Raw genomic sequence first — 20,946 nt, forward strand, 5'->3', positions numbered from 1 at the left:
TCTCCTGTCATTAGCCGAACTGGTTCATCGTGTTGTGGGCGCCGCCCGCCTTCAGGGCAGCCTCGCCGGCGAAGTACTCCTTGTGATCGTCGCCGATGTCGGAGCCGGCCATGTTCTGATGCTTCACACAGGCAATGCCCTGACGGATCTCGGCGCGCTGGACGTTCTTCACGTAGCCGAGCATGCCCTGCTCGCCGAAATATTCCCTGGCGAGGTTGTCGGTCGACAGAGCGGCCGTGTGATAGGTCGGCAGCGTGATCAGGTGGTGGAAGATGCCGGCACGCTTCGCTGAGTCCGCCTGGAAGGTGCGGATGCGCTCGTCGGCTTCCTTCGCCAACTCGGTGTCGTCGTATTCCGCCTTCATCAGCTCGGCACGGTTGTACTTGCTGACGTCCTTGCCGGCTTCCTTCATCGCGTCGTAGACCTGCCAACGGAAGTTGAGGGTCCAGTTGAACGACGGCGAATTGTTGTAGGCGAGCTTCGCATTCGGAACCACCTTGCGGATCCGATCGACCATCTTGGCGATCTGCTCGATATGCGGCTTCTCGGTCTCGATCCAGAGCAGGTCGGCGCCGTTCTGCAGCGAGGTGACGCAGTCCAGCACGCAGCGGTCTTCACCGGTGCCCGGGCGGAACTGATAGAGATTGGAAGACAGCCGCTTCGGACGCATCATCTTGCCGTTGCGGTTGATGATGACATCACCGTTGCGGGCGTTCTCCGCCGTCACTTCCTCGCAATCCAGGAAGCTGTTGTACTGGTCGCCGATGTCACCGGGCTTGTGGCTGACGGCGATCTGCTGCGTGAGGCCGGCGCCGAGCGAGTCGGTGCGGGTCACGACGACGCCGTCTTCGACGCCCAGTTCGAGGAACGCGTGGCGGCAGGCACGGATCTTCGCGAGGAAGACGTCGTGCGGCACGGTGACCTTGCCGTCCTGGTGGCCGCACTGCTTCTCGTCCGAGACCTGGTTCTCGATCTGGAGCGCGCAGGCGCCCGCTTCGATCATCTTCTTGGCGAGCAGGTAGGTCGCCTCAGCGTTGCCGAAGCCGGCGTCGATGTCGGCAATGACGGGCACGACATGGGTCTGGAAGTTGTCGATCTTCTCGATCAGCGCCTTTTCCTTCGCCTTGTCGCCTTCCTTGCGGGCGGCATCTAAGCTGCGGAAGATATCGTTCAGCTCGCGGGAGTCAGCCTGACGCAGGAAGGTGTAGAGCTCCTCGATCAGAGCCGGCACCGAGGTCTTCTCGTGCATTGACTGGTCCGGCAGCGGGCCGAACTCGGAGCGCAGAGCCGCGATCATCCAGCCGGAAAGGTAGAGATAGCGGCGATCGGTCGTGCCGAAATGCTTCTTCACCGAGATCAGCTTCTGCTGGGCGATGAAGCCATGCCAGCAGCCCAGCGACTGCGTGTACTTGGTGGGGTCGCCGTCATAGGCGGCCATGTCGGCCCGCATCAGCGCCGCGGTATAGCGGGCGACGTCGAGGCCGGTCTTGAAGCGGTTCTGCAGACGCATGCGTGCGATGGCCTCGGCCGTCACCCCGTTCCACGTCGGCTTGGTGTCGAGGAGCGCCTGAGCCGCATCGACCTCGCTCTGATACGAAGCCGGGCCCTGGAGGGTGCTGATTCCGCGTGGCTGGTAGTTCATGGCCTGATCCTTTCGATGACGACAAAACGACCGGTTTTGTCGTCGACATTTTTGACAGTGCATTGCGAAATGCGTGCCTTGAGCTAAACGCGAGAAAGAGAAGTTCGTATAGGGGCCTTGTAATTGAATGGTGATGTCATGTAACATCGAAACATGTAACAGATGTTATTTTGTAAATCTTGTAAAACAACTAGGTCAGCAAGGCTGTCCTTAACGCCTCTGGAGACGCTGAAAATGCCCGTCGAGTCCGCAGTTTTCTCCCTCTCCCCGTTCTTACGGGGGCGCGACGAGCTTCGCTCGCGCTGGGAGGGTTGGGGTGAGGGGCTCTCTCCGCGAGTCCGATACTCACCTCCCCTGTGGAGACTCCCCCTCACCCGGATCGCATCTGCGATGCGCCATAGCCGAAGCTTCGCTTCGGCGTTCTTCAGAACGGCCGCCAAAGGCGGCCTTTGCCTCTCCCCGCGCGCGGGGAGAGGCAAAGAGAGGAGCCGCTGATGGCCGCCGAGTCCGGGAAGAAACTGTTCGTCGGCCCGCGCTTCCGCAGGATCCGGCAGCAATTGGGGCTGTCACAGACCCAGATCGCCGAGGGGCTCGGGATCTCGCCGAGCTACGTCAATCTGATCGAGCGCAACCAGCGCCCGGTGACGGCGCAGATCCTGCTGCGGCTGGCAGAGACCTACGACCTCGACCTGCGTGACCTCGCGACCGCCGACGAGGACCGTTTCTTCGCCGAGCTCAACGAGATCTTCTCCGATCCCCTGTTCCGCCAGATCGACGTTCCCAAGCAGGAACTGCGCGACCTCGCCGAGCTCTGTCCCGGCGTCACCCATGCATTGCAACGGCTCTACGCCGCCTATACCGAGGCGCGCCAGGGCGAGACCCTGGCGGCGGCACAGATGGCCGACCGCGACGTCGGCACGCGCTATGAGGCCAATCCGGTCGAGCGCGTGCGCGAGCTGATCGAGGCCAACCGGAACTATTTTCCGGAGCTCGAGCAGGCCGCGGAGACACTTCGCGATGAACTGAACGTGCCGGCCGAAGGGCTTTACGCGGCGCTGGTGGCGAGGCTGCGCGAGAAGCATTCGATCCAGACACGCATCATGCCGGTCGACGTGATGCGAGAGACCCTCAGGCGTTTCGATCGCCACCGCCGCCAGCTCCTGATCTCCGAGCTGGTCGATCCACCCGGACGCGCGTTCCAGCTCGCCTTCCAGCTCGGCTTAGGCGAATGCGCGCAGCATCTGGAGACGATCATCGGCCGCGCCGGCCCGCTCGACGACGCGCCGCGGCGGCTGTTCCGCATCACGCTCGGCAACTACTTTGCGGCGGCCGTCATGATGCCCTACCCCGCCTTCCTGGCCGCAGCGGAAGCCCTCAATTACGACATCCACGTGCTGGCGCAGCGCTTCAATTCCGGCTTCGAGCAGGTCTGCCATCGGCTCACCACCCTGCAGCGGCCGAACGCGCGCGGCATTCCGTTCTTCCTCCTGCGCGTCGACAATGCCGGCAACGTGTCGAAGCGCTTTTCGTCCGGCACGTTCCCGTTCTCGAAGTTCGGCGGCACCTGTCCACTGTGGAACGTGCACTCGACCTTCGACACGCCTGATCGCCTCCTGAAGCAGGTGATCGAGCTCCCCCGACGGCACGCGCTATTTCTCGATCGCGCAGATGGTGCGGCGGCCGGTGGCGCCGCATCCGCTGCCGCAGCCACGCTTTGCCATCGGCCTCGGCTGCGAGATCCGCCACGCATCGCGCCTCGTCTACGCCGCCGGCATGGACCTGGAGAAGGCCGAGGGAACGCCGATCGGCGTCAACTGCCGTCTCTGCGAGCGCGAAAACTGCGCCCAGCGCGCCGAGCCACCGATCACGCGCACGCTGATCCTGGACGAGACGACGCGGCGGGTAAGCTCGTTCGCATTCTCGAATGCACGGGAGTTGTGAGGGGCGGATGCACGTCTCGTGTCCCGGACGCGCTGCAACGCGCTTCGCGTTGCTGCGCAGAGCCGGGACCCAGCGAACCACACATGCCGCACCACGTGGGCCCCGGCTCTGCAGCGCACCGCCGAAGAGGCGCTGCACTGCGTCCGGGGCACGAGACTGCCGACTGAGCACACAGTCGCTTCAACGTCGCCATTGAGAGTGCCGATCGAGTGATGCCTAACGCCTACGCCAGCGTATGCACGATCACCGGCCCCGCAGCCGCGCTCGCATGTCCGGCGAGCAGCGATCCCAGATCCTTCTCGATCCAGGCGATGGCGCGCTTGTTTGCCTCCTCTGCCTGTTCGAACTTGTCGAAGATCGAGATCGCGGTGACGGTATCGTCGCCGGCATAGACCACGTAATAAGCGCGAAAACCATCGACATCACTGATGATCGGGACGGCGCCGTCCTTAATGCGGCGCGCCAACTCTTCCGCGCTCCCGCTTTTCGCCTTGGCCTGACGGATGGCGGCATACATGGCATCCTCCTTCCGGGTGTCTGATTGTTCGGGCTTGGTGCCCGCGGATAGAATCTACACCCCAGCGCCCATCCCGTCATCCTGAGGTGCGAGCCGTGCGATGCGAAGCAGCGCGCGGAGAGCCTCGAAGTACGGAACGGCCCGGATGCAGACGGGCCGTCGTCCTTCGAGGCCTCCGCTTCGCTCCGGCGCCTCAGGATGACGGTGGTGGAGCATCGGCCTTGGTTAACCCGGGACTAATCCGCCTGCGCGATCTGCAACCAACGGTTAAGCACGCCGCAACATCGGCGCCTTAGTCTCGCCCCACTCACTTTTCGCAAACAACGCTAGCCTATTCTGCCGCGTCAAGTGACATCAGGGGGTTCATCATGCGCACTGCGTTGCTGCTGACCGCAACCATTGTCGGCGCGCTTTTCGCCAATCCATCCAATGCCGGGTCGCTCGATACGGCGTCCGCCGACGCAGCGCAGCCGTTGCCGCCGGGCTTCCAGAGCTACCGCGGCTACATGTACGACCTGTCGGAGAATTCCGACCGCAAGGATGTCGACAAGCTCACCGACAACCTGAAGAGCCAGATCGACGTCGTCGAAGGTGCGGGCCTCTCGCCGCGCGTGCTGCGCTTCTTCCGCACCGTCCCGATCATCGCAAGCGAGCTGGCCTGCCTCGACGAAGGCGCCGCGACCGCGTGCTACGGCCGCGTCACCCCGAACGTCGAGCGCCGCGTGCCGCGGACGCTGACGGTGTGGGACCATGACAAGCAGCGCTGGACCAATCCGAACGCCGTCGACCTCGCGGTCGATTCGGGGCTCGGCGTGATCATGCTGCGGCCGGACATGATGCGTTACGAAAAAGAGGCGGTGCTGCTGCACGAGCTGCTGCACGCCTATCACGCGCGGCTGCTGCCGGACGGTTACGCCAACAAGGGCGTGCTCAGCTATTATGTCCTTGCCAAGTCCAAGGACCTCTTGCCCAAAGAGACCTATGCGATGAAGAACCACATGGAATTCTTTGCCGTGACCGCCAGCATCTTCCTGGCCGGAAAGAGCGAGTTCCACGATCCCAAGTCGCGCGAAGCGCTCAAGGAGAAGATGCCGGACTACTACAAATATCTGGTCGGCGTGTTCGGCTTCGACCCCGACCCGGCAGCGACAAGCGGCCCGGTCGCCTCGCTGAAGTGAGGCGGAAACAGCGCACCAAGCGCCAAACCACGTCAACAACTTCGCCAGGAGCCGCGCGAGGAGCGCGGCTTTCTTGTTTTGTAGACCGGAAGCTGCGGATGACGCACAGCCGGGAATTGCCAAGGCGGGGCCTGATCTGCATAGTCCCGCCCGCATCGATACTGTTTTCGAAGAGGATAGAAGAACATGGCGGACGCCGACCTGGATGTCGTGATCCGGCAACTGGCCAGACAGCTGCATACGGGCCTGATGACCCGCGCCAAGGAGCGGCGGGATCGCTTCAACGGCCTTGCGGCCAAGGCCAAGGGCAAGGAGACCGGCGACCGCTTCAAGATGATGGCCAAGGCCACCATGGAGCAGGCCACCGCCGCCGCCAAGCGCCTGCAGATGTCCGCCGACAACGTCGCCGACAGCTACGCCCGCTCGATGCGCATCGCCGTCAGCACGCCCGTCGCGGCAAAGCCTGAAAAGAAGGCGAAGGAAAAGCCAGTGAAGAAGGCGGCCAAGGCGAAGAAGGCGAAAGCCAAGAAAGCGAAGTAACTCCGCGGGGGGGCTCTCACCGCCGCGGCGCGGAGAACTCGGCGCTCACGAGTTCGGCGAGTTTCGCACGTGCTGCCTCATGGGTCCGGCCGTCCTTGCCGGCCGGCAGCGCCAGCGCGGCTTCGAAATCGGCGCGCGCGTCGTCGGCCTGGCCGCGGGCGAGGAATGCCTGGCCGCGGTCGAGGCGGGCCTGTGCATCCGACGGATCGAGGCGGATCGCGGTGTTGTAGCTCAGGATGGCGCGATCGAGATCGCCCGTGGCGGCCAGTGCGAGACCACGCTGGTGATAGGGCGCCGCGAGCCTGGGATCATGCGCGATGGCTTGGTCATAGTCTTCGATGGCGAGCTCGAGGTCGCCGTTCAGCAGGCGCGCCTGCGCCCGGTCGCGATAGAGCGCGGCGCGGTTGGGATTGAGGTGGATCGCCTCGTCGAAATCCGCGATCGCCCGCTGCCAGTCGCCGTGGCGCAGCGCGATCCGGCCACGCCCTTCATAGGCAAAAGCGATCAGCGAGCCACGCAGCGGCGAGAAGCCGATCACGGCCGAACAGATGTCGGGCTCGTCCTCGTCTCCGCAATTGACGACCGTGTGCGTGGACAGGCCGATGAGCACGCCCAGGACGATCAGAAATGGTACGGCAGCTCTGGTCATCTTCGACGGTGACCGGCGACGGGCCGGCCACAGATCCCCTTTCAAAGGATTGATCTCGCCGAGGTGTTAACACCGGCCGGGACGGTGCTGTGTGCGCCAGGTCACAAAGCAGGACGCAATTTCCAGCAGGGCAGAACAGCCGGTTCCACGTCAGCCCCAGGGACCCCGCGAAGGCCCTCGTGACGGGCCTCGCGAAGACGAGCTGCCCCACGGGCCTTGCGGCGGATAGTTCTCGTTGGCGCCGACCGACGGCGCGGCACGCGCGCCGAGCTCGGATGCGAGGTGCTGAAGCGCAGCGATCCGGTTCTGCGTCGACGGATGCGTGGCGAAGAGGTTGTCCACGCCGTGGCCCGACAGCGGATTGATGATGAACATGTGCGCGGTCGCTGGATTTCGCTCCGCCTCATAGTTCGGGACCTGATGTGCGGCGCCCTCGATCTTCATGAGCGCCGAGGCCAGCCACATCGGCTGGCCGACGATGCGCCCGCCGAGATCGTCCGCGGCATATTCGCGCGTGCGGCTGATCGCCATCTGCACCAGCATGGCGGCGAGCGGGGCGAGGATCATCAACAGGATCGAGCCGACGATTCCCGGCCCGCTGTTGTTGCGATGGCCACCGAAGAACATGCCGAACTGCGCCAGCATGGAGATCGCGCCGGCGACGGTCGCGGTGATCGTCATCAGCAGCGTGTCGTGATGCTTAATATGCGCGAGCTCGTGCGCGATCACGCCGGCCAGCTCCTCGCGGCTGAGCTGGCGCATCAGGCCAGTGGTGACGGCGACCGCGGCGTTCTCGGGGTTGCGCCCGGTTGCGAACGCGTTGGGCTGCGGCTGGTCCATCAGGAACACGCGCGGCATCGGCAGGCCAGCGCGCCCTGCAAGCTCCGCGACGAGCCCGACCAGCTCCGGCGCAGTCGAACGGTCGACCTCATGGGCGCCGTACATCGAGAGCACCATGCGGTCGGAGTTCCAGTAGGTGAAGAGATTGGTCGCGGCGGCAATGACGAGCGCGATCATGGCGCCTGAGGCGCCGCCGATCAGATAGCCGACGCCCATGAACAGGGCGGTGAGGCCTGCAAGCAGCATTGCGGTACGAAGATAGTTCATGACCGTCTCCCAAGGCGGCCGCGGGCGCTGAAGGCGTTGCAGGCCGGCAAACATGAGGTAGGGATGCCCCCGGCCCGGGCGCAAGATTTCAAGGTGCGTCGCGCAGCCGCGGCACTGGTTTGAGCTCGATCATTCCATTAAACTTCGTCAAGAATCCGAACGTCTTCCCCCCTCCGGAAACCTCATGCTCCAGACCCGATTTGCGATCGCGGCCATCACCCTCCTCGCATGCTCCGCCACCGCCTCCGCGCAAGTGCTTCCGCCGCCCGTCAGACCCGCGGCGCCCAGGGCCACCGCTGCGTCGCCGCGAGCAGCGTCGTGCCATAACGGAGCAAGCTTCGATCGCTTCCTGGCTGACGTGAAACAACAGGCGATTGCCGCCGGCGTATCGCAGCACACGATCGCGGAGGCCTCGCCCTACCTCGTCTACGACCAGGGCATCGTCAACCGCGACCGCGGCCAGCGCGTGTTCGGCCAGCTCTTCACCGAATTCGCCGGCCGCATGGCTGCGCCCTACCGCATGCAGAACGGCCAGCAGCACATCAAGAAACACGCCGCGGCGTTCGCACGCGCCGAAAAGGAATACGGCGTGCCGCCGGCGGTGATCGCCGCGTTCTGGGGACTGGAGAGCGACTTCGGCGCCAACATGGGCAATCTGCCGACGCTGAAATCGCTGGTGTCGCTGGCTTATGACTGCCGTCGCTCCGAGATGTTCGTGAACGAGACCATCGCCGCGCTGAAGATCATTGACCGAGGCGATCTCACGCCCGACGAGATGATCGGCTCCTGGGCCGGCGAGCTAGGGCAGACCCAGTTCCTGCCCGTGCACTACGTCAACTACGCCGTCGATTATGACGGCGACGGACGGCGCGATCTGTTGCGCAGCGAGCCCGACGTCATCGGCTCCACCGCGAACTACATCGCCAACGGCTTGAAGTGGCGGCGCGGCGAGCCGTGGCTTGAGGAGATCAAGGTGCCGCAAAACCTGCCGTGGGATCAGACCGATCTCACGGTGCAGCAGCCGCGCTCGAAATGGGCGCAGTTAGGGGTCACCTATCCCGACGGCCGGCCGCTGCCGAACGACAATCTCGCTGCCTCCGTGCTGCTGCCAATGGGACGCAACGGACCGGCCTTCATGGCCTATCCGAATTTTGCGGCCTACACCGAGTGGAACAACTCGCTGATCTATTCGACCACGGCGGGCTATCTCGCTTCGCGCATCGCGGGCGCGGCCCCGATGCGCAAGCCGTCCACGCCGGTCGCGCAACTGCCGTCCAATGAACTGAAGCAATTGCAGCAGCTCCTGGTCCGTGCCGGCTTTAACGTCGGCAAGGTCGATGGCGTGTTGGGACAGCAGAGCCGTGCTGCCGTGAAGGCGATGCAGATCAAATACGGCCTGCCCGCGGATTCCTGGCCCACCGCCGAGCTGCTCGCCCGCATGCGCGGGGGCACGGCGCAGGCACAGCCCCAGGCGACGATCCGTTAGAATTTTTGGCCTGCGCGGGCCTTTCCGGCGATTGTATTTTGCCATGCCGCTCCCATGTCTGGAACTCAGGTTTTTCCTGAGATTCCCACCATTGAAGCGAGCATCAAATGTCCTTCTACGACGCCGTCGTCCCCGCGTACTTGCAAATGCTGAACAGCCTGACCGGCCTGCTCACGAAAGCCGAGGCGCATTGCACGGCCAAAAAGGTCGACCCGAGCGTTCTGCTCGGCTCCCGCCTCTTCCCGGACATGCTGCCGCTGTCGAAGCAGATCCAGCTCGTCAGCGATTTCGCCGCCAAGGGCTGCGCGCGGCTGACGCATAGCGAAGTGCCTTCCACCCCGGATACAGAAACCAACTTCGCGGAATTGAAGCAGCGGCTGGCGAAGACCATCGACTACGTGAAGTCGTTCAAGCCCGAGCAGTTCGAGGGCGCCGAGACCAAGGACGTCACCTTCCCGGCCGGCCCCGACCAATCCTTCACCCTGAAGGGCCAGCAGTTCCTGAGCGCGTTCTCGCTGCCGAACTTCTATTTCCACGCCGCGACCGCCCACGGCATCTTGCGCCACAACGGCGTCGAGATCGGCAAGCGTGACTTCCTCGGCACGAACTGACTTGTCAATTCGCACGGCTGCGGCAGCGGAAACCCACTGCCGCAGCCGAAAATGCGAATGAAATCTGCTCCCCAGGCCGTGCCGCGCAGCGCGCCTGCACTTTCCGTATGGCTCCTCCCTTGCGCTGGTTGTGGCGATGCACAAGTGTTGCTGACCTTTCACCGCCTGGAAGCATTCCCATGAGCCGTCCGACCAAATTGTTTGAGACCTACAAGCTTGGCCCGATCACGCTGGCCAACCGCCTGGTGATGGCGCCGCTGACGCGCAACCGCGCGGCGCCCGGCTCGTTCGTGCCGAGCCCGCTCGCCACCGACTATTACGGCCAGCGCGCTTCCGCGGGCCTCCTCGTGACCGAAGCAAGCCAGGTCTCGCAGCAGGGCCAGGGCTACCAGGACACGCCCGGCATCTATTCCAGGGACCAGGTCGCCGGCTGGCGCAAGGTCACCGATCGCGTGCATGAGCGCGGCGGAAAGATCTACATCCAGCTCTGGCATGTCGGCCGGATCTCACATGTCGCGCTCCAGGCGAATGGCGCAGCCCCGGTGGCCCCGAGTGCGATCCGCGCCAAGGGCAAGACTTTCGTCAACGGCACCTTCGCCGACGTCTCCGAGCCCCGCGCGCTCGAGCTCTCTGAGATTCCCGGGATTATCGACGACTTCAAGCGCGCCACGAAGAATGCGCTGGAAGCCGGATTCGACGGCGTCGAGATCCACGGCGCCAACGGCTATCTGCTCGACCAGTTCGCCAGGGATGGCGCCAACAAGCGCACCGATGCGTATGGCGGCTCCGTCGAGAACCGCGCGCGGCTGATGCTCGAGGTCTCCAAGGCCGTTGCCGCCGAGGCCGGCGCCGACCGTACCGGCATCCGCATCTCGCCGGTGACACCGGCCAACGACCTCTCCGACTCCAATCCGCAACCGCTGTTCGACCACATCGTCGACGGCCTCAGCGCGCTCAAGCTGGTCTATCTCCACGTCGTCGAAGGCGCCACGGGCGGCCCGCGCGACATCGCCCCGTTCGACTATGCGAGCCTGCGCAAGCGTTTCTCCGGCACCTACATCGCCAACAACGGCTACGATGTCGATCTGGCGAACAAGGTGCTGGACGCAGGCGCGGCCGACCTCATCGCCTTCGGCAAGCCGTTCATCTCCAACCCCGACCTCGTCGAGCGGCTGAAGAAGGGCGCGGCGCTGAACGAGTGGGACAAGAGCACGTTCTACGGCGGCGGCGCGAAGGGGTATACGGATTATCCGACGCTGGCGGCTGAGCCGGCGGAGTAAGGGAGTATCCATCCACACAATGGCTGTCATGCCCCGCGAAGGCGGGGCATCCAGTACGCTGCGGCCTCTCGGTTCAATTACAACCGCCTCTGGAATACTGGATTGCCCGCCCCAGTGCGCAATCGCGCACAAGGCGGGCAATGACACCGAATGTGTGAGGCGCACTCGCACCACGCACCACAAGCGCAAAAGAAAAAGGCCGGGATCGCTCCCGGCCTTTCGTGTTTGATGACGCTTTGCGCGCCGCTTACTTGGCTTCCGCGCGCTTGGGCGGGGTTGCCGGCCACGACTTGATCAGCGTGTCGTAGTCGACCGTCTCGCCCTTCGGCTTCTCGTTGGCAAGCTTGCGCTGCGGCGCGATGGTGCCGTCCTTCTGGGCCTTGGCGAACCAGTATTCGGCCGTTTCCTTCTTGTGCAGCTTCGGACCGCAGGCGCCCTGCACGCCCGACTTCTCCAGGCGCTCCATGACGGAGTCCTGAGCGGCCGCGAGTGCATCCATCGCCTGCTGCGGCGTCTTCGTACCGGACGACGCATCGCCGATGTTCTGCCACCAGAGCTGCGCGAGCTTCGGATAGTCAGGCACGTTGTTGCCGGTCGGGGTCCACTGCACGCGCGCGGGCGAGCGGTAGAACTCGATCAGGCCGCCGAGCTTCGGCGCACGCTCGGTGAACGACTTGTCCCAGATGTCGGATTCACGGATGAAGGTGAGACCGACATGGCTCTTCTTCAGCGACACCGTCTTGGAGACGATGAACTGGAGATAGAGCCAGGCTGCCTTGCGGCGATCCGCCGGGGTCGACTTCAGGAGCGTGAGCGAGCCCGCGTCCTGGTAGCCGAGCTTCATGCCTTCCTTCCAGTACGCGCCGTGCGGCGACGGAGCCATACGCCACTTCGGCGTACCGTCCGCGTTCATCACGGCAATGCCAGGCTTCACCATGTCGGCGGTGAAGGCGGTGTACCAGAAGATCTGCTGGGCGATGTTGCCCTGCGCAGGCACCGGGCCCGACTCGGAGAAGGTCATGCCTTGCGCCTGCGGCGGAGCATACTTCTTCATCCAGTCGAGGTACTTGGTGATCGAGTAGACCGCAGCCGGACCGTTGGTGTCGCCACCGCGCTCAACGCTGGAGCCGACGGGACGGCAGCCTTCCATGCGGATGCCCCATTCGTCGACCGGCAGACCGTTCGGGATGCCCTTGTCACCATTGCCCGCCATCGAGAGCCAGGCGTCGGTGAAACGCCAGCCGAGCGACGGGTCCTTCTTGCCATAGTCCATATGGCCGTAGACCTTGACGCCGTTGATCTCCTTGATGTCGTTGGTGAAGAACTCGGCGATGTCCTCATAGGCGGACCAGTTCACGGGCACGCCGAGGTCGTAGCCATATTTGGCCTTGAACTTGGCCTTATAGTCGGGGTTGGTGAACCAGTCGTAGCGGAACCAATAGAGGTTCGCGAACTGCTGGTCGGGCAGCTGGTAGAGCTTGCCGTCCGGCGCGGTGCCGAACGACTTGCCGATGAAGTCGTTGACGTCGAGCATCGGGTCGGTGACTTCCTTGCCCTCGCCGGTCATGTAGTCCGACAGGGCGATGGTCTGGTTGTAGCGGAAGTGGGTGCCGATCAGGTCGGAGTCGTTGATCCAGCCGTCATAGACGTTCTTGCCGGACTGCATCTGGGTCTGCAGCTTCTCGACGACGTCACCTTCCTGGATGATGTCGTGCTTGAGCTTGATGCCGGTGAGCTCGGAGAACGCCTTGGCCAGCGTCTGCGATTCGTATTCGTGGGTCGTGATGGTCTCGGAGACGACGTTGATCTCCATGCCCTTGAAGGGCTCGGCCGCCTTTGCGAACCACTCCAGCTCCTTCTTCTGCTCGTCCTTCGACAGCGTCGAGGGCTGGAACTCCGCAATCCACTTCTGGATCGTGGCGTCGTCGGCGGCGCGAACCGGCGCCGAGACGGCGAACGACACCGCCAAAATCGCGGCGGCACTGGACATGGTCAGAAAGCTATTCTTGGTCAATGGACCTTTCCTTCTCCTAAACTGTCGCATGTTGTTCCTCCGTTGCAGCGACAAACTTTTATACAGGCCCGGGTTGCCCCCGGATCTGGCCGTCCCTTCGCGGGCTTCAGACCGTGCGAAAAATGAGCACGGCCGTGGCCAGCGAAATCCCACTTGCGAGCCACAGGCTCGAAATCTCAAAGCCATCCTCGCCGATCGGCAGCGTGGCGATCGCGTCCGTGCCGACGAGACCGATCCACAGGAGGTGGATGACGGCTGCGGTAATCAGCGAGACAAAAAGGCGATCGCCGCGCGTGGTCGGAATGCGGAGGACACCGACGCGCTCGGCTTCGGGATAGACCGCGGCGAGCCAGGTCATCACGAGAAGCGTGCAGGCGAGCGCGGCGAAGAAGATCGCTGTCGGCAGCGTCCAGGCCATCCATGCGATGGATTCCATGCTCTTACTCCTTGCGCATGATCTGGTCCGAAAACCGGATTCCACTTTTCGGGATCATGCGCCCTCTCCCTAGACCCGACCGAGCGCGAAACCGCTCGCGATGTAATTGCGGACGAACCAGATCACGAGCGCGCCCGGAATGATAGTGAGTACGCCGGCAGCAGCCAGCAGGCCCCAGTCCATGCCGGCCGCCGACACCGTGCGCGTCATAATCGCGGCGATCGGCTTGGCGTGCACCGAGGTCAGCGTGCGCGCAAGCAGCAGCTCGACCCAGGAGAACATGAAGCAGAAGAAGGCGGCGACGCCGATGCCGCTCGCGATCAGCGGCACCAGGATCTTGATGAAGAAGCGCGGGAAGGAATAGCCGTCGAGGAACGCGGTCTCGTCGATCTCGCGCGGCACACCGGACACGAAGCCTTCGAGGATCCACACCGCGAGCGGAACGTTGAAGATGCAGTGCGCGAGCGCGACCGCCCACGGCGTATCGAACAGGCCGATCGCCGAATAGAGGTTGAAGAACGGCAGCGCGTAGACCGCGGCCGGCGCCATGCGGTTCGACAACAGCCAGAAGAACAGATGCTTGTCGCCAAGGAAACGGTAGCGCGAGAAAGCGTAGGCCGCCGGCAGCGCCACCGAGATCGAGATGACGGTATTAAGGACGACGTATTCCAGCGAGTTGATGTAGCCGGAATACCAGCTCTCGTCGGTGAAGATGCGCCTGTAGTGCTGGAGCGTCGGCGTATGCGGCCACAGCGTCATCGTCGAGACGATCTCGGCGTTGGTCTTGAAGCTCATGTTGACGAGCCAGTAGATCGGCAACAGCAGGAAGAGCAGGAACAGCGCCATGATGACGCGACGTCCGGGAATCGAGTGCATCAGGCCACCCCTTCCTTCTGCTTGAGCGCCATGGCGGGCTGCAGCACGCCAGCGGGCATGCGCTCCGCCGCCGGCTCCTCTTCCGCCTGGGCCTTCCGCTCGACGCCGGCATTGGTCATGACGGTGTAGAAGATCCAGCAGACGATCAGGATGATCAGGTTGTAGACCAGCGAGAGCGCGGCCGCCTTGCCGAGGTCGAACTGGCCGAGCGCGATCTTGACGAGCTCGATCGACACGAAGGTGGTCGAGTTGCCGGGCCCGCCGCCCGTCACCACGAACGGCTCGGTATAGATCATGAAACTGTCCATGAAGCGCAGCAGCACCGCGATCAGCAGCACGCGATTCATCTTCGGCAGCTGGATCGCCTTGAACACGGCCCAGCGCGAGGCGCCGTCGATCTGCGCCGCCTGGTAATAGGCCTCCGGGATCGACTTCAGGCCGGCATAGCAGAGCAGCGCAACGAGGCTGGTCCAGTGCCAGACGTCCATCACGATGACGGTGACCCAGGCGTCGATGGGGTTGGACACGTAGTTGTAGTCGAGGCCCATTGCATTGAGCGTATAGCCGAGCAGGCCGATGTCAGGCCGGCCAAAGATCTGCCAGATGGTGCCGACCACGTTCCACGGGATCAGCAGCGGCAGCGCGAGGATGACGAGGCAGGCCGCGACCGTCCAGCCCTGGCGCGGCATCGACAACGCCACGACGATGCCGAGCGGCACCTCGATGGCAAGGATCACAAGTGAGAAGAACAGGTTGCGGCCGAGCGAAGCAAAAAAGCGGCCGCCGAGATCGGTCGAGGGATCGAGCAGCTCCTTGAACCAGCCGACGCCGTTCCAGAAGAACTGGTTGTTGCCGAACGTGTCCTGCATCGAATAGTTCACCACCGTCATCAGCGGTAGAACCGCCGAGAAGGCGACCACCAGGAATACCGGCAGCACCAGGAACCAGGCTTTTTGGTTGATGGTCTTGTCCATCAGGCGGCTCCCTCCACCAGAAGGCTGTCGGCATAGACGTGGATATGCGACGGATCGAATTTCAGCCCGGCCGTACCGTCTGAGCTGGTGAAGCCCGCCGGCGCGCGCGCGGCGAGCTTTGCGTCGCCGAGGCGCGTACGCGCGAAGCGGATGCGGCCGAGATCGTCGATGCGTTCGATCTTTGCGCTGAGCAGGCCGGGCGCGGACGTGACGACCTCCACGAATTCAGGCCGCACGCCGATCTCGATCTTGGCGCCAGCAGGCAGATTGTCGTAGCTGCGGTTGAGCGTGATGGCATGGCCATCGATCCGCGCCTCGCGTCCCCTCACCTCGGCCGGCAGGATGTTCATGCCGGGCGAGCCGATGAAATAACCGACGAACGTATGGGCCGGCTTGTCGAACAGCTCGGCCGGCGTGCCACTCTGCACCACGCGGCCGTCATGCATGACGACCACGGTGTCGGCGAAGGTCAGCGCCTCGGTCTGGTCATGCGTGACGTAGATCATCGTGAGATCGAGCTCGCGATGCAGCGCCTTCAGCTTGGAGCGGAGCTGCCATTTCAGCTCGGGATCGATCACCGTCAGCGGCTCGTCGAACAGCACGGCGGCGACGTCGGATCGGACGAGACCGCGGCCGAGCGAGATCTTCTGCTTGGCGTCCGCGGTGAGCCGCGTCGCCTTGCGGTTCAGATAGGGTTCGAGGTCGAGCAGGCGGCCGATCTCGGCGACGCGCTTGTCGATCTCGGCCTTCGGTACGCCGCGGTTCTTCAGCGGAAACGCCAGGTTCTGCCCCACCGTCATCGTGTCGTAGATCACCGGAAACTGGAACACCTGGGCGATGTTGCGCTTCTGGGTTGACAGCGGTGTGATGTCCTTGCCGTCGAACAGGATTTTCCCCCGCGACGGGGTGATGATGCCGGAGATGACGTTGAGCAGCGTGGTCTTGCCGCAGCCGGACGGCCCGAGCAACGCGTAGGCGCCGCCCTGTCGCCAGGTCATCGTCACCGGCTTCAGCGCAAAGCTTTCCGGGGCAGCATCATTGCCGCCGTAGGAATGGGCGAGATCGACGAGGTCAATGCGGGCCATGTCGCATCCCCCTCAAGAACCAGGTGCCGCAACGAGGCGATCAGCCGCGTCGAACACGAAGACATCATTCGGATCGAGCACAGCGTCGATGGTCTGGCCGGGCTCGAATTCGTGCACGCCGTGCAAGACCGCAACCCAGTTCAAGCCGTCGCGGGTCAGATGCACGAAACTCTCCGAACCGGTGATCTCGGTCACCGTCACCGTGGCGTGGAAGGCATGACGGTCGGCCTCGCCATTGGCAAGCCCGAGCTGATGCGCGCGAAAGCCGACACGATAGGCGCCGTCGGCCAGCGATGAATAGAGGCCCGAGGCCGGCGACGCCGTGCCGCCGGCATACTGCACGCAGCCGTTCTTCTTCTCGATGCCGACGAGGTTGAGCGGCGGATCGGAGAACACCTGCGCGACCCGCAGGGTCTGCGGCCGGCGGTAGACGTTGGCGGTCTCGCCGATCTGCAGCGCCTGGCCCTCCCACATGCAGACCGTGTTGCCGCCGAGCAGCAGCGCCTCGCTCGGCTCGGTGGTGGCGTAGACGAAGATCGCGCCCGAGGCCTCGAAGATGCGCGGCAACTCGGCGCGCAGCTCCTCGCGGAGCTTGTAGTCGAGATTGGCGAGCGGCTCGTCGAGCAGCACGAGATCCGCGCCCTTCACGAGCGCCCGCGCGATCGCGGTGCGCTGCTGCTGGCCGCCTGAAAGCTGGAGCGGCGTGCGCTTGAGAAACGGCTCGAGCCGCAGCAGTCTTGCGGCCTCCGCCACGCGCTTCTCGATCTCCTCGCGCGGCTTGCCCTGCACGCGCAAGGGCGAGGCGATGTTTTCATAGACCGTGAGCGAGGGGTAATTGATGAACTGCTGATAGACCATCGCTACCGAGCGCTGGCGCACGTCGGCTCCGGTGACGTCCCTGCCATTGACCAGCACCCTGCCCGACGTCGGCTTGTCGAGGCCGGCCAGCAGCCGCATGATCGAGGTCTTGCCGGACAGCGTCGGCCCAAGCAGCACGTTGAGGGTGCCGCTCTCGAGCGTCAGCGAGACGTCGCGGATATGCGGGATCCCGTCGACAGTCCGCGTTACCTGATCGAGTGTCACGCTCATGAGCGTCCTCCTGCTTCCAGGAGGGGACTTTGCGGCACACCGTGGGTTACGATCCAGTCGTTCAGTGCCGCGATCTCGTCGGCAGATAGTCGCAGGCCGAGCTTGGAGCGGCGCCAGACGATGTCCTCGGCCGTGACGGCCCATTCGTTGGCCATGAGATAGCGGACCTCGCGCTCGGTCAGCGTCGCCCCGAAAGCCTTGCCCAGATCGGCGGCCGATTTGGCATCGCCGAGCAGCTTGATGGCCCTTGTGCCGTACGCGCGCGCAAGGCGCCGCGCATGCTCGTGGCTGAGGAAGGGATAGCCGCGCTGGAGCTCGGCGATCAGGCCATCGACGTCGGACACCCCCATGTCGCCGCCGGGCAGCGGCCATTTTCCGGTCCAGCCCTCGCGTGCTTTCGCACTGCGAAGATACGGCGCGAGCCGTTCCAGCGCCTCTTCGGCGAGGCGGCGATAGGTCGTGATCTTGCCGCCATAGATCGAGAGCAGCGGTGCGCCGCCGGGCGTATCGAGCTCGAACACGTAGTCGCGGGTCGCGGCCTTGGCTTCGCTGGCGCCGTCGTCGTAGAGCGGCCGCACGCCGGAATAGGTCCAGACCACCTCCTCGGGCGTCACCGGCTTGGCCAGATATTCGCTTGCGGCGGCGCAGAGATACTGGATCTCCTCGGCCGTCGCCTTCACCTTGGAGGGATCGCCGTCATAGTCGCGATCGGTGGTGCCGATCAGCGTGAAGTCGTCCTGATACGGAATGACGAAGATGATGCGGCCATCCGCGTTCTGGAACATGTAGGCGCGATCGTGGTCGTAGAGCTTCTTGACCACGATGTGCGAGCCCTGCACCAGGCGAACCTTGGCTTTCGCGTTCACGCCGACGCCGCGGCCGAGCACGTCCTCGACCCAGGGGCCGCCGGCATTGACCAGCGCGCGGGCCTGAATGGACGAGCGCGCGCCGGTCAGCGTGTCGACCATGTTGACGGTCCAGATGCCATCGGACTGGCGGATGTCGGTGGCGCGGGTGCGGGTGCGGATCTCGGCGCCTTTGTCCGCGGCATCGCGCGCGTTGAGCACGACGAGGCGGGCGTCATCGACGAAGCAGTCGGAATATTCGAATGCGCGGCTGTAGCGGTTTGGGATCAGCGGGCGGCCGACCTCGTCGCGCCGGAGATCGACCGAGCGCGTCGCCGGCAACAGATGCCGGCCGCCGATGTGGTCATAGAGGAAGAGACCGAGACGCAGCAGCCAGGCGGGCCGCAGGCCGGCGTGATGCGGCAAAACGAAACGAAGGGGGTGGATGATGTGGGGCGCGATGCCCCAGAGGATCTCGCGCTCGATCAGCGCCTCGCGGACCAAGCGGAACTCGTAATATTCGAGATAGCGCAGGCCGCCATGTACCAGCTTGGTCGACCAGGACGACGTCCCGCTCGCCAAATCGTTCATTTCGCAAAGGAAAACCGTGTTGCCGCGGCCTACCGCGTCACGCGCGATGCCACAGCCGTTAACACCGCCTCCGATGATGGCGAGGTCGAAAATACGCTCCAACAGACGCATCCCCCGGCGACCGCCCGTTCCTCCGAGCGGTTACTTTCGTTTTTGATTAGATCACACCCAAAAACGAAAGCAAGATGAAAGAGAGGCGAACGGAAGCGAAAGTGGAACATTTTCTGTGGGCAGCGAGGTGAAGGAGTAGGCAGCAGCATACGGCCCTGGAGGGCCGCCGACGCATTCGGCCGAAGCCGTCATGCCCGGGCTTGTCCCGGGCATCCACGTTCTTCGTCCTGCTGAGCAAGGCGTGGATGGCCGGGACATAGGCGAGCGGAAGCGACGCCGTCCTTCGAACGGCTACGCCCGGCCATGACGATGTGGAAGCTTTCGCGCCCCAAGCGCCCGCTATCGCAGCCTCACCACCGGCGCCGCTCCGGGGGCGGCGTCCTGCGCCTCGGCCTGAGGGTCCTCGACATCCCCAGCCGCCTTCGGCATCGCCTCGACCACCTCGATGCCCTTGCTGTGGCAGATCGTGGCAAGGCGTTCGGGAAGCTCCTGGTCGGTCACGAAGGTCTGGATCTGCGTCATATGCGCGATGCGGACGGGCGCGCTGCGGCGCAGCTTGGTCGAGTCCGCCACCAGCATGACGCTGCGGGCGTTGGCGATGATGGCCTGCGCCACCTGCACCTCGCGATAGTCGAAGTCGAGCAGCGCGCCCTCCTCGTCGATCGCGGAGGCGCCGATGATGGCGTAGTCGACCTTGAACTGGCCGATGAGCTGCGTCGCGGTCGAACCGACCACGGCGCCGTCGGCGCGCCGCACCGTGCCGCCGGCAACCACCACCTCGATGCGGGGATGGCGATAGAGCAGCATCGCGACATTGAGATTGTTGGTGATGACGAGGAGATCCTCATGCGAGGTCAGCGCGCTCGCCACCTCCTCGGTCGTGGTGCCGATGTTGATGAAAAGCGAGCAGCCGTTCGGGATCAGTGAAGCGGCGGCAGCCCCGATCGCCTTCTTCTCGTCGGCCGCGACGAAGCGCCTCGCCTCGTAGGCGAGGTTTTCGACGCCGGAGGCAATGATCGCGCCGCCATGGATGCGGGTCAGCGAGCGGCGTTCGCAGAGATCGTTGAGATCCTTGCGGATGGTCTGCGCCGAGACCTCGAACCGGCGCGCGAGCTCCTCGACCATGACGCGGCCCGAAGTGCGCGCGATGTTGAGGATTTCGGCTTGGCGATGGGTCAATCCGGTCACGACGATGGCCTCAAATCAGAAAGAGACATGGTGCGGCGGTTCGCGCGTTCGGTCAATGCGGTTAACGGATGAAGCCCCCTCACCACGCCATCGCGGCAGCGAGGCGAGCGAGCAGGTCCGGATCGTCGAAGGCGCTCGCGGAGGCGACCGCTCCGGCGGCGACAAGGTCAGCATGGCTGAGGCTCGTCCGGATGCCGACGGTCGGAATGCCGGCCGCGGTAGCCGATTGGACGCCGGACCGGGAATCCTCGAACGCGATCGAAGCTGCCGCGCTGGCGTCGACGAAGCGCAGTCCTTCCTGATAAGGCAACGGATGCGGCTTGCCGTGCGGTAGCTCGTCGCCGATCACGATCGCCTTGAAGCGGTGCGTGATGCCGAGGCCAGAGAGCAGGAGCTCCGCGTTGAGGCGCGGCGCGTTGGTCACGGCGACCATCGGAATGCCGGCGCTATCTCCCTGGTCGAGCACCGCCATCAGGCCCGGCACAGGCTCGATCTGCCCCGCCACGAGCGTGCGAAAGATTTCCTCCTTCTCGCCGAGGATCGCGGCCCGCCGCTCAAGCGCTTCGTCCGCCAGGAAACGCTCACCGATCGACGCGTTGGAGAAGCCCTGCAGCTCCTTCGAGAAGCGCGCGTGATCGAAGACATGGCCGCGCGGACCGAGCACCTGGTTGAACGCCTTGAGGTGAAGCGGGTCGGTGTTGGCGAGCGTGCCATCGATGTCGAACAGCAAAGCCCTGCCGGTAGAATCTATCATTTCCGTACTTTCCCGAATGCGCGGCGCATCAA

Annotated in this window: 18 protein-coding genes and 1 pseudogene; 6 read left to right on the forward strand and 13 right to left on the reverse strand. The window is 64.3% G+C overall.

Annotation, left to right across the window (positions count from 1 at the left end; all coding sequences use genetic code 11):
• Nucleotides 1-10: 10 nt before the first annotated feature.
• Nucleotides 11-1,642 (reverse strand): isocitrate lyase, encoded by a 1,632-nt coding sequence (locus AC629_RS24065; RefSeq protein WP_084807435.1) that lies wholly within the window; start codon nt 1,640-1,642, stop codon nt 11-13.
• A gap of 494 nt (nt 1,643-2,136) precedes the next feature.
• Here AC629_RS24065 and AC629_RS24070 point away from each other — a divergent pair.
• A pseudogene (locus AC629_RS24070) lies at nt 2,137-3,583 on the forward strand (helix-turn-helix domain-containing protein).
• 223 nt (nt 3,584-3,806) lie between these two features.
• Here AC629_RS24070 and AC629_RS24075 read toward each other — a convergent pair.
• Nucleotides 3,807-4,100, reverse strand: a complete 294-nt coding sequence (locus tag AC629_RS24075) for an antibiotic biosynthesis monooxygenase (protein ID WP_074120044.1) — start codon at nt 4,098-4,100, stop codon at nt 3,807-3,809.
• Between the two features lie 368 nt (nt 4,101-4,468).
• On the opposite strand from AC629_RS24075, the gene AC629_RS24080 reads away from it, so the two are divergent.
• Together AC629_RS24080 and AC629_RS24085 are read left to right on the forward strand one after the other, a co-directional pair.
• Nucleotides 4,469-5,278 (forward strand): hypothetical protein, encoded by an 810-nt coding sequence (locus AC629_RS24080; RefSeq protein ID WP_084807436.1) that lies wholly within the window; start codon nt 4,469-4,471, stop codon nt 5,276-5,278.
• Between the two features lie 186 nt (nt 5,279-5,464).
• Nucleotides 5,465-5,818 (forward strand): hypothetical protein, encoded by a 354-nt coding sequence (locus AC629_RS24085; RefSeq protein ID WP_084807437.1) that lies wholly within the window; start codon nt 5,465-5,467, stop codon nt 5,816-5,818.
• 16 nt (nt 5,819-5,834) lie between these two features.
• Here AC629_RS24085 and AC629_RS24090 read toward each other — a convergent pair whose 3' ends face one another.
• Both AC629_RS24090 and htpX read right to left on the reverse strand, forming a co-directional pair.
• Entirely contained in the window at nt 5,835-6,467 is a 633-nt protein-coding gene (locus AC629_RS24090) for a tetratricopeptide repeat protein (protein ID WP_084807438.1), read from the reverse strand.
• Nucleotides 6,468-6,617: 150 nt separating this feature from the next.
• A complete protein-coding gene (htpX, locus tag AC629_RS24095) occupies nt 6,618-7,574 on the reverse strand; it encodes a zinc metalloprotease HtpX (protein WP_084807467.1) in 957 nt (318 codons plus the stop codon).
• Between the two features lie 184 nt (nt 7,575-7,758).
• Here htpX and AC629_RS24100 point away from each other — a divergent pair, with 184 nt between their 5' ends.
• The 3 genes from AC629_RS24100 (at nt 7,759) to AC629_RS24110 (ending at nt 10,951) form a co-directional block, all read left to right on the forward strand.
• Nucleotides 7,759-9,060, forward strand: a complete 1,302-nt coding sequence (locus AC629_RS24100) for a lytic murein transglycosylase (RefSeq protein ID WP_084807439.1) — start codon at nt 7,759-7,761, stop codon at nt 9,058-9,060.
• Between the two features lie 107 nt (nt 9,061-9,167).
• Nucleotides 9,168-9,671 (forward strand): DUF1993 domain-containing protein, encoded by a 504-nt coding sequence (locus AC629_RS24105; RefSeq protein WP_084807440.1) that lies wholly within the window; start codon nt 9,168-9,170, stop codon nt 9,669-9,671.
• Between the two features lie 179 nt (nt 9,672-9,850).
• On the forward strand, nt 9,851-10,951 hold the full coding sequence (locus tag AC629_RS24110; RefSeq protein ID WP_084807441.1) for an alkene reductase: 1,101 nt from the start codon (nt 9,851-9,853) through the stop codon (nt 10,949-10,951).
• A 247-nt stretch (nt 10,952-11,198) separates the two neighbouring features.
• Here the strand turns inward: AC629_RS24110 and AC629_RS24115 are convergent, their stop codons facing one another.
• The 9 genes from AC629_RS24115 to AC629_RS24155 all read right to left on the reverse strand — a co-directional run bounded on the left by AC629_RS24115 (nt 11,199) and on the right by AC629_RS24155 (nt 20,914).
• The gene (locus tag AC629_RS24115) at nt 11,199-12,941 is read right to left on the reverse strand and encodes an ABC transporter substrate-binding protein (RefSeq protein WP_084807468.1); all 1,743 of its coding nucleotides are present in this window, start codon (nt 12,939-12,941) and stop codon (nt 11,199-11,201) included.
• A 130-nt stretch (nt 12,942-13,071) separates the two neighbouring features.
• The gene (locus tag AC629_RS24120) at nt 13,072-13,401 is read right to left on the reverse strand and encodes a DUF2160 domain-containing protein (protein ID WP_084807442.1); all 330 of its coding nucleotides are present in this window, start codon (nt 13,399-13,401) and stop codon (nt 13,072-13,074) included.
• Between the two features lie 69 nt (nt 13,402-13,470).
• Entirely contained in the window at nt 13,471-14,277 is an 807-nt protein-coding gene (locus AC629_RS24125) for a carbohydrate ABC transporter permease (protein WP_084807443.1), read from the reverse strand.
• Nucleotides 14,277-15,251, reverse strand: coding sequence for a carbohydrate ABC transporter permease (locus tag AC629_RS24130; protein WP_084807444.1), 975 nt, complete (start codon nt 15,249-15,251; stop codon nt 14,277-14,279). The genes AC629_RS24125 and AC629_RS24130 overlap by 1 nt, the downstream gene beginning before the upstream one ends.
• Nucleotides 15,251-16,336, reverse strand: a complete 1,086-nt coding sequence (locus AC629_RS24135) for an ABC transporter ATP-binding protein (protein ID WP_084807445.1) — start codon at nt 16,334-16,336, stop codon at nt 15,251-15,253. The genes AC629_RS24130 and AC629_RS24135 overlap by 1 nt, the downstream gene beginning before the upstream one ends.
• A gap of 12 nt (nt 16,337-16,348) precedes the next feature.
• Nucleotides 16,349-17,425, reverse strand: a complete 1,077-nt coding sequence (locus tag AC629_RS24140; protein WP_084807446.1) for an ABC transporter ATP-binding protein — start codon at nt 17,423-17,425, stop codon at nt 16,349-16,351.
• Nucleotides 17,422-18,972 (reverse strand): glycerol-3-phosphate dehydrogenase, encoded by a 1,551-nt coding sequence (gene glpD, locus AC629_RS24145; RefSeq protein WP_084807447.1) that lies wholly within the window; start codon nt 18,970-18,972, stop codon nt 17,422-17,424. Before glpD ends, AC629_RS24140 begins: the two co-directional genes overlap by 4 nt.
• Nucleotides 18,973-19,311: 339 nt before the next feature.
• Nucleotides 19,312-20,160, reverse strand: a complete 849-nt coding sequence (locus AC629_RS24150; protein WP_084807448.1) for a DeoR/GlpR family DNA-binding transcription regulator — start codon at nt 20,158-20,160, stop codon at nt 19,312-19,314.
• A gap of 79 nt (nt 20,161-20,239) precedes the next feature.
• Nucleotides 20,240-20,914: an HAD family hydrolase gene (locus AC629_RS24155; protein ID WP_084807449.1), complete on the reverse strand. Its 675-nt coding sequence runs from the start codon at nt 20,912-20,914 to the stop codon at nt 20,240-20,242.
• Between the last annotated feature and the right edge of the window lie 32 nt (nt 20,915-20,946).

The sequence above is a fragment of the Bradyrhizobium sp. NAS80.1 genome, assembly GCF_001908205.1.
In the GTDB taxonomy this organism is placed as follows: domain Bacteria; phylum Pseudomonadota; class Alphaproteobacteria; order Rhizobiales; family Xanthobacteraceae; genus Bradyrhizobium.

What these genes read in the sequence shown, in the direction of transcription:
- AC629_RS24065 (WP_084807435.1), bottom strand. Translation starts at nt 1,642, where the DNA reads ATGAACTACCAGCCACGCGGAATCAGCACCCTCCAGGGCCCGGCTTCG.
- AC629_RS24075 (WP_074120044.1), bottom strand. Translation starts at nt 4,100, where the DNA reads ATGTATGCCGCCATCCGTCAGGCCAAGGCGAAAAGCGGGAGCGCGGAA.
- AC629_RS24080 (WP_084807436.1), top strand. Translation starts at nt 4,469, where the DNA reads ATGCGCACTGCGTTGCTGCTGACCGCAACCATTGTCGGCGCGCTTTTC.
- AC629_RS24085 (WP_084807437.1), top strand. Translation starts at nt 5,465, where the DNA reads ATGGCGGACGCCGACCTGGATGTCGTGATCCGGCAACTGGCCAGACAG.
- AC629_RS24090 (WP_084807438.1), bottom strand. Translation starts at nt 6,467, where the DNA reads ATGACCAGAGCTGCCGTACCATTTCTGATCGTCCTGGGCGTGCTCATC.
- htpX (WP_084807467.1), bottom strand. Translation starts at nt 7,574, where the DNA reads ATGAACTATCTTCGTACCGCAATGCTGCTTGCAGGCCTCACCGCCCTG.
- AC629_RS24100 (WP_084807439.1), top strand. Translation starts at nt 7,759, where the DNA reads ATGCTCCAGACCCGATTTGCGATCGCGGCCATCACCCTCCTCGCATGC.
- AC629_RS24105 (WP_084807440.1), top strand. Translation starts at nt 9,168, where the DNA reads ATGTCCTTCTACGACGCCGTCGTCCCCGCGTACTTGCAAATGCTGAAC.
- AC629_RS24110 (WP_084807441.1), top strand. Translation starts at nt 9,851, where the DNA reads ATGAGCCGTCCGACCAAATTGTTTGAGACCTACAAGCTTGGCCCGATC.
- AC629_RS24115 (WP_084807468.1), bottom strand. Translation starts at nt 12,941, where the DNA reads ATGTCCAGTGCCGCCGCGATTTTGGCGGTGTCGTTCGCCGTCTCGGCG.
- AC629_RS24120 (WP_084807442.1), bottom strand. Translation starts at nt 13,401, where the DNA reads ATGGAATCCATCGCATGGATGGCCTGGACGCTGCCGACAGCGATCTTC.
- AC629_RS24125 (WP_084807443.1), bottom strand. Translation starts at nt 14,277, where the DNA reads ATGCACTCGATTCCCGGACGTCGCGTCATCATGGCGCTGTTCCTGCTC.
- AC629_RS24130 (WP_084807444.1), bottom strand. Translation starts at nt 15,251, where the DNA reads ATGGACAAGACCATCAACCAAAAAGCCTGGTTCCTGGTGCTGCCGGTA.
- AC629_RS24135 (WP_084807445.1), bottom strand. Translation starts at nt 16,336, where the DNA reads ATGGCCCGCATTGACCTCGTCGATCTCGCCCATTCCTACGGCGGCAAT.
- AC629_RS24140 (WP_084807446.1), bottom strand. Translation starts at nt 17,425, where the DNA reads ATGAGCGTGACACTCGATCAGGTAACGCGGACTGTCGACGGGATCCCG.
- glpD (WP_084807447.1), bottom strand. Translation starts at nt 18,972, where the DNA reads ATGCGTCTGTTGGAGCGTATTTTCGACCTCGCCATCATCGGAGGCGGT.
- AC629_RS24155 (WP_084807449.1), bottom strand. Translation starts at nt 20,914, where the DNA reads ATGATAGATTCTACCGGCAGGGCTTTGCTGTTCGACATCGATGGCACG.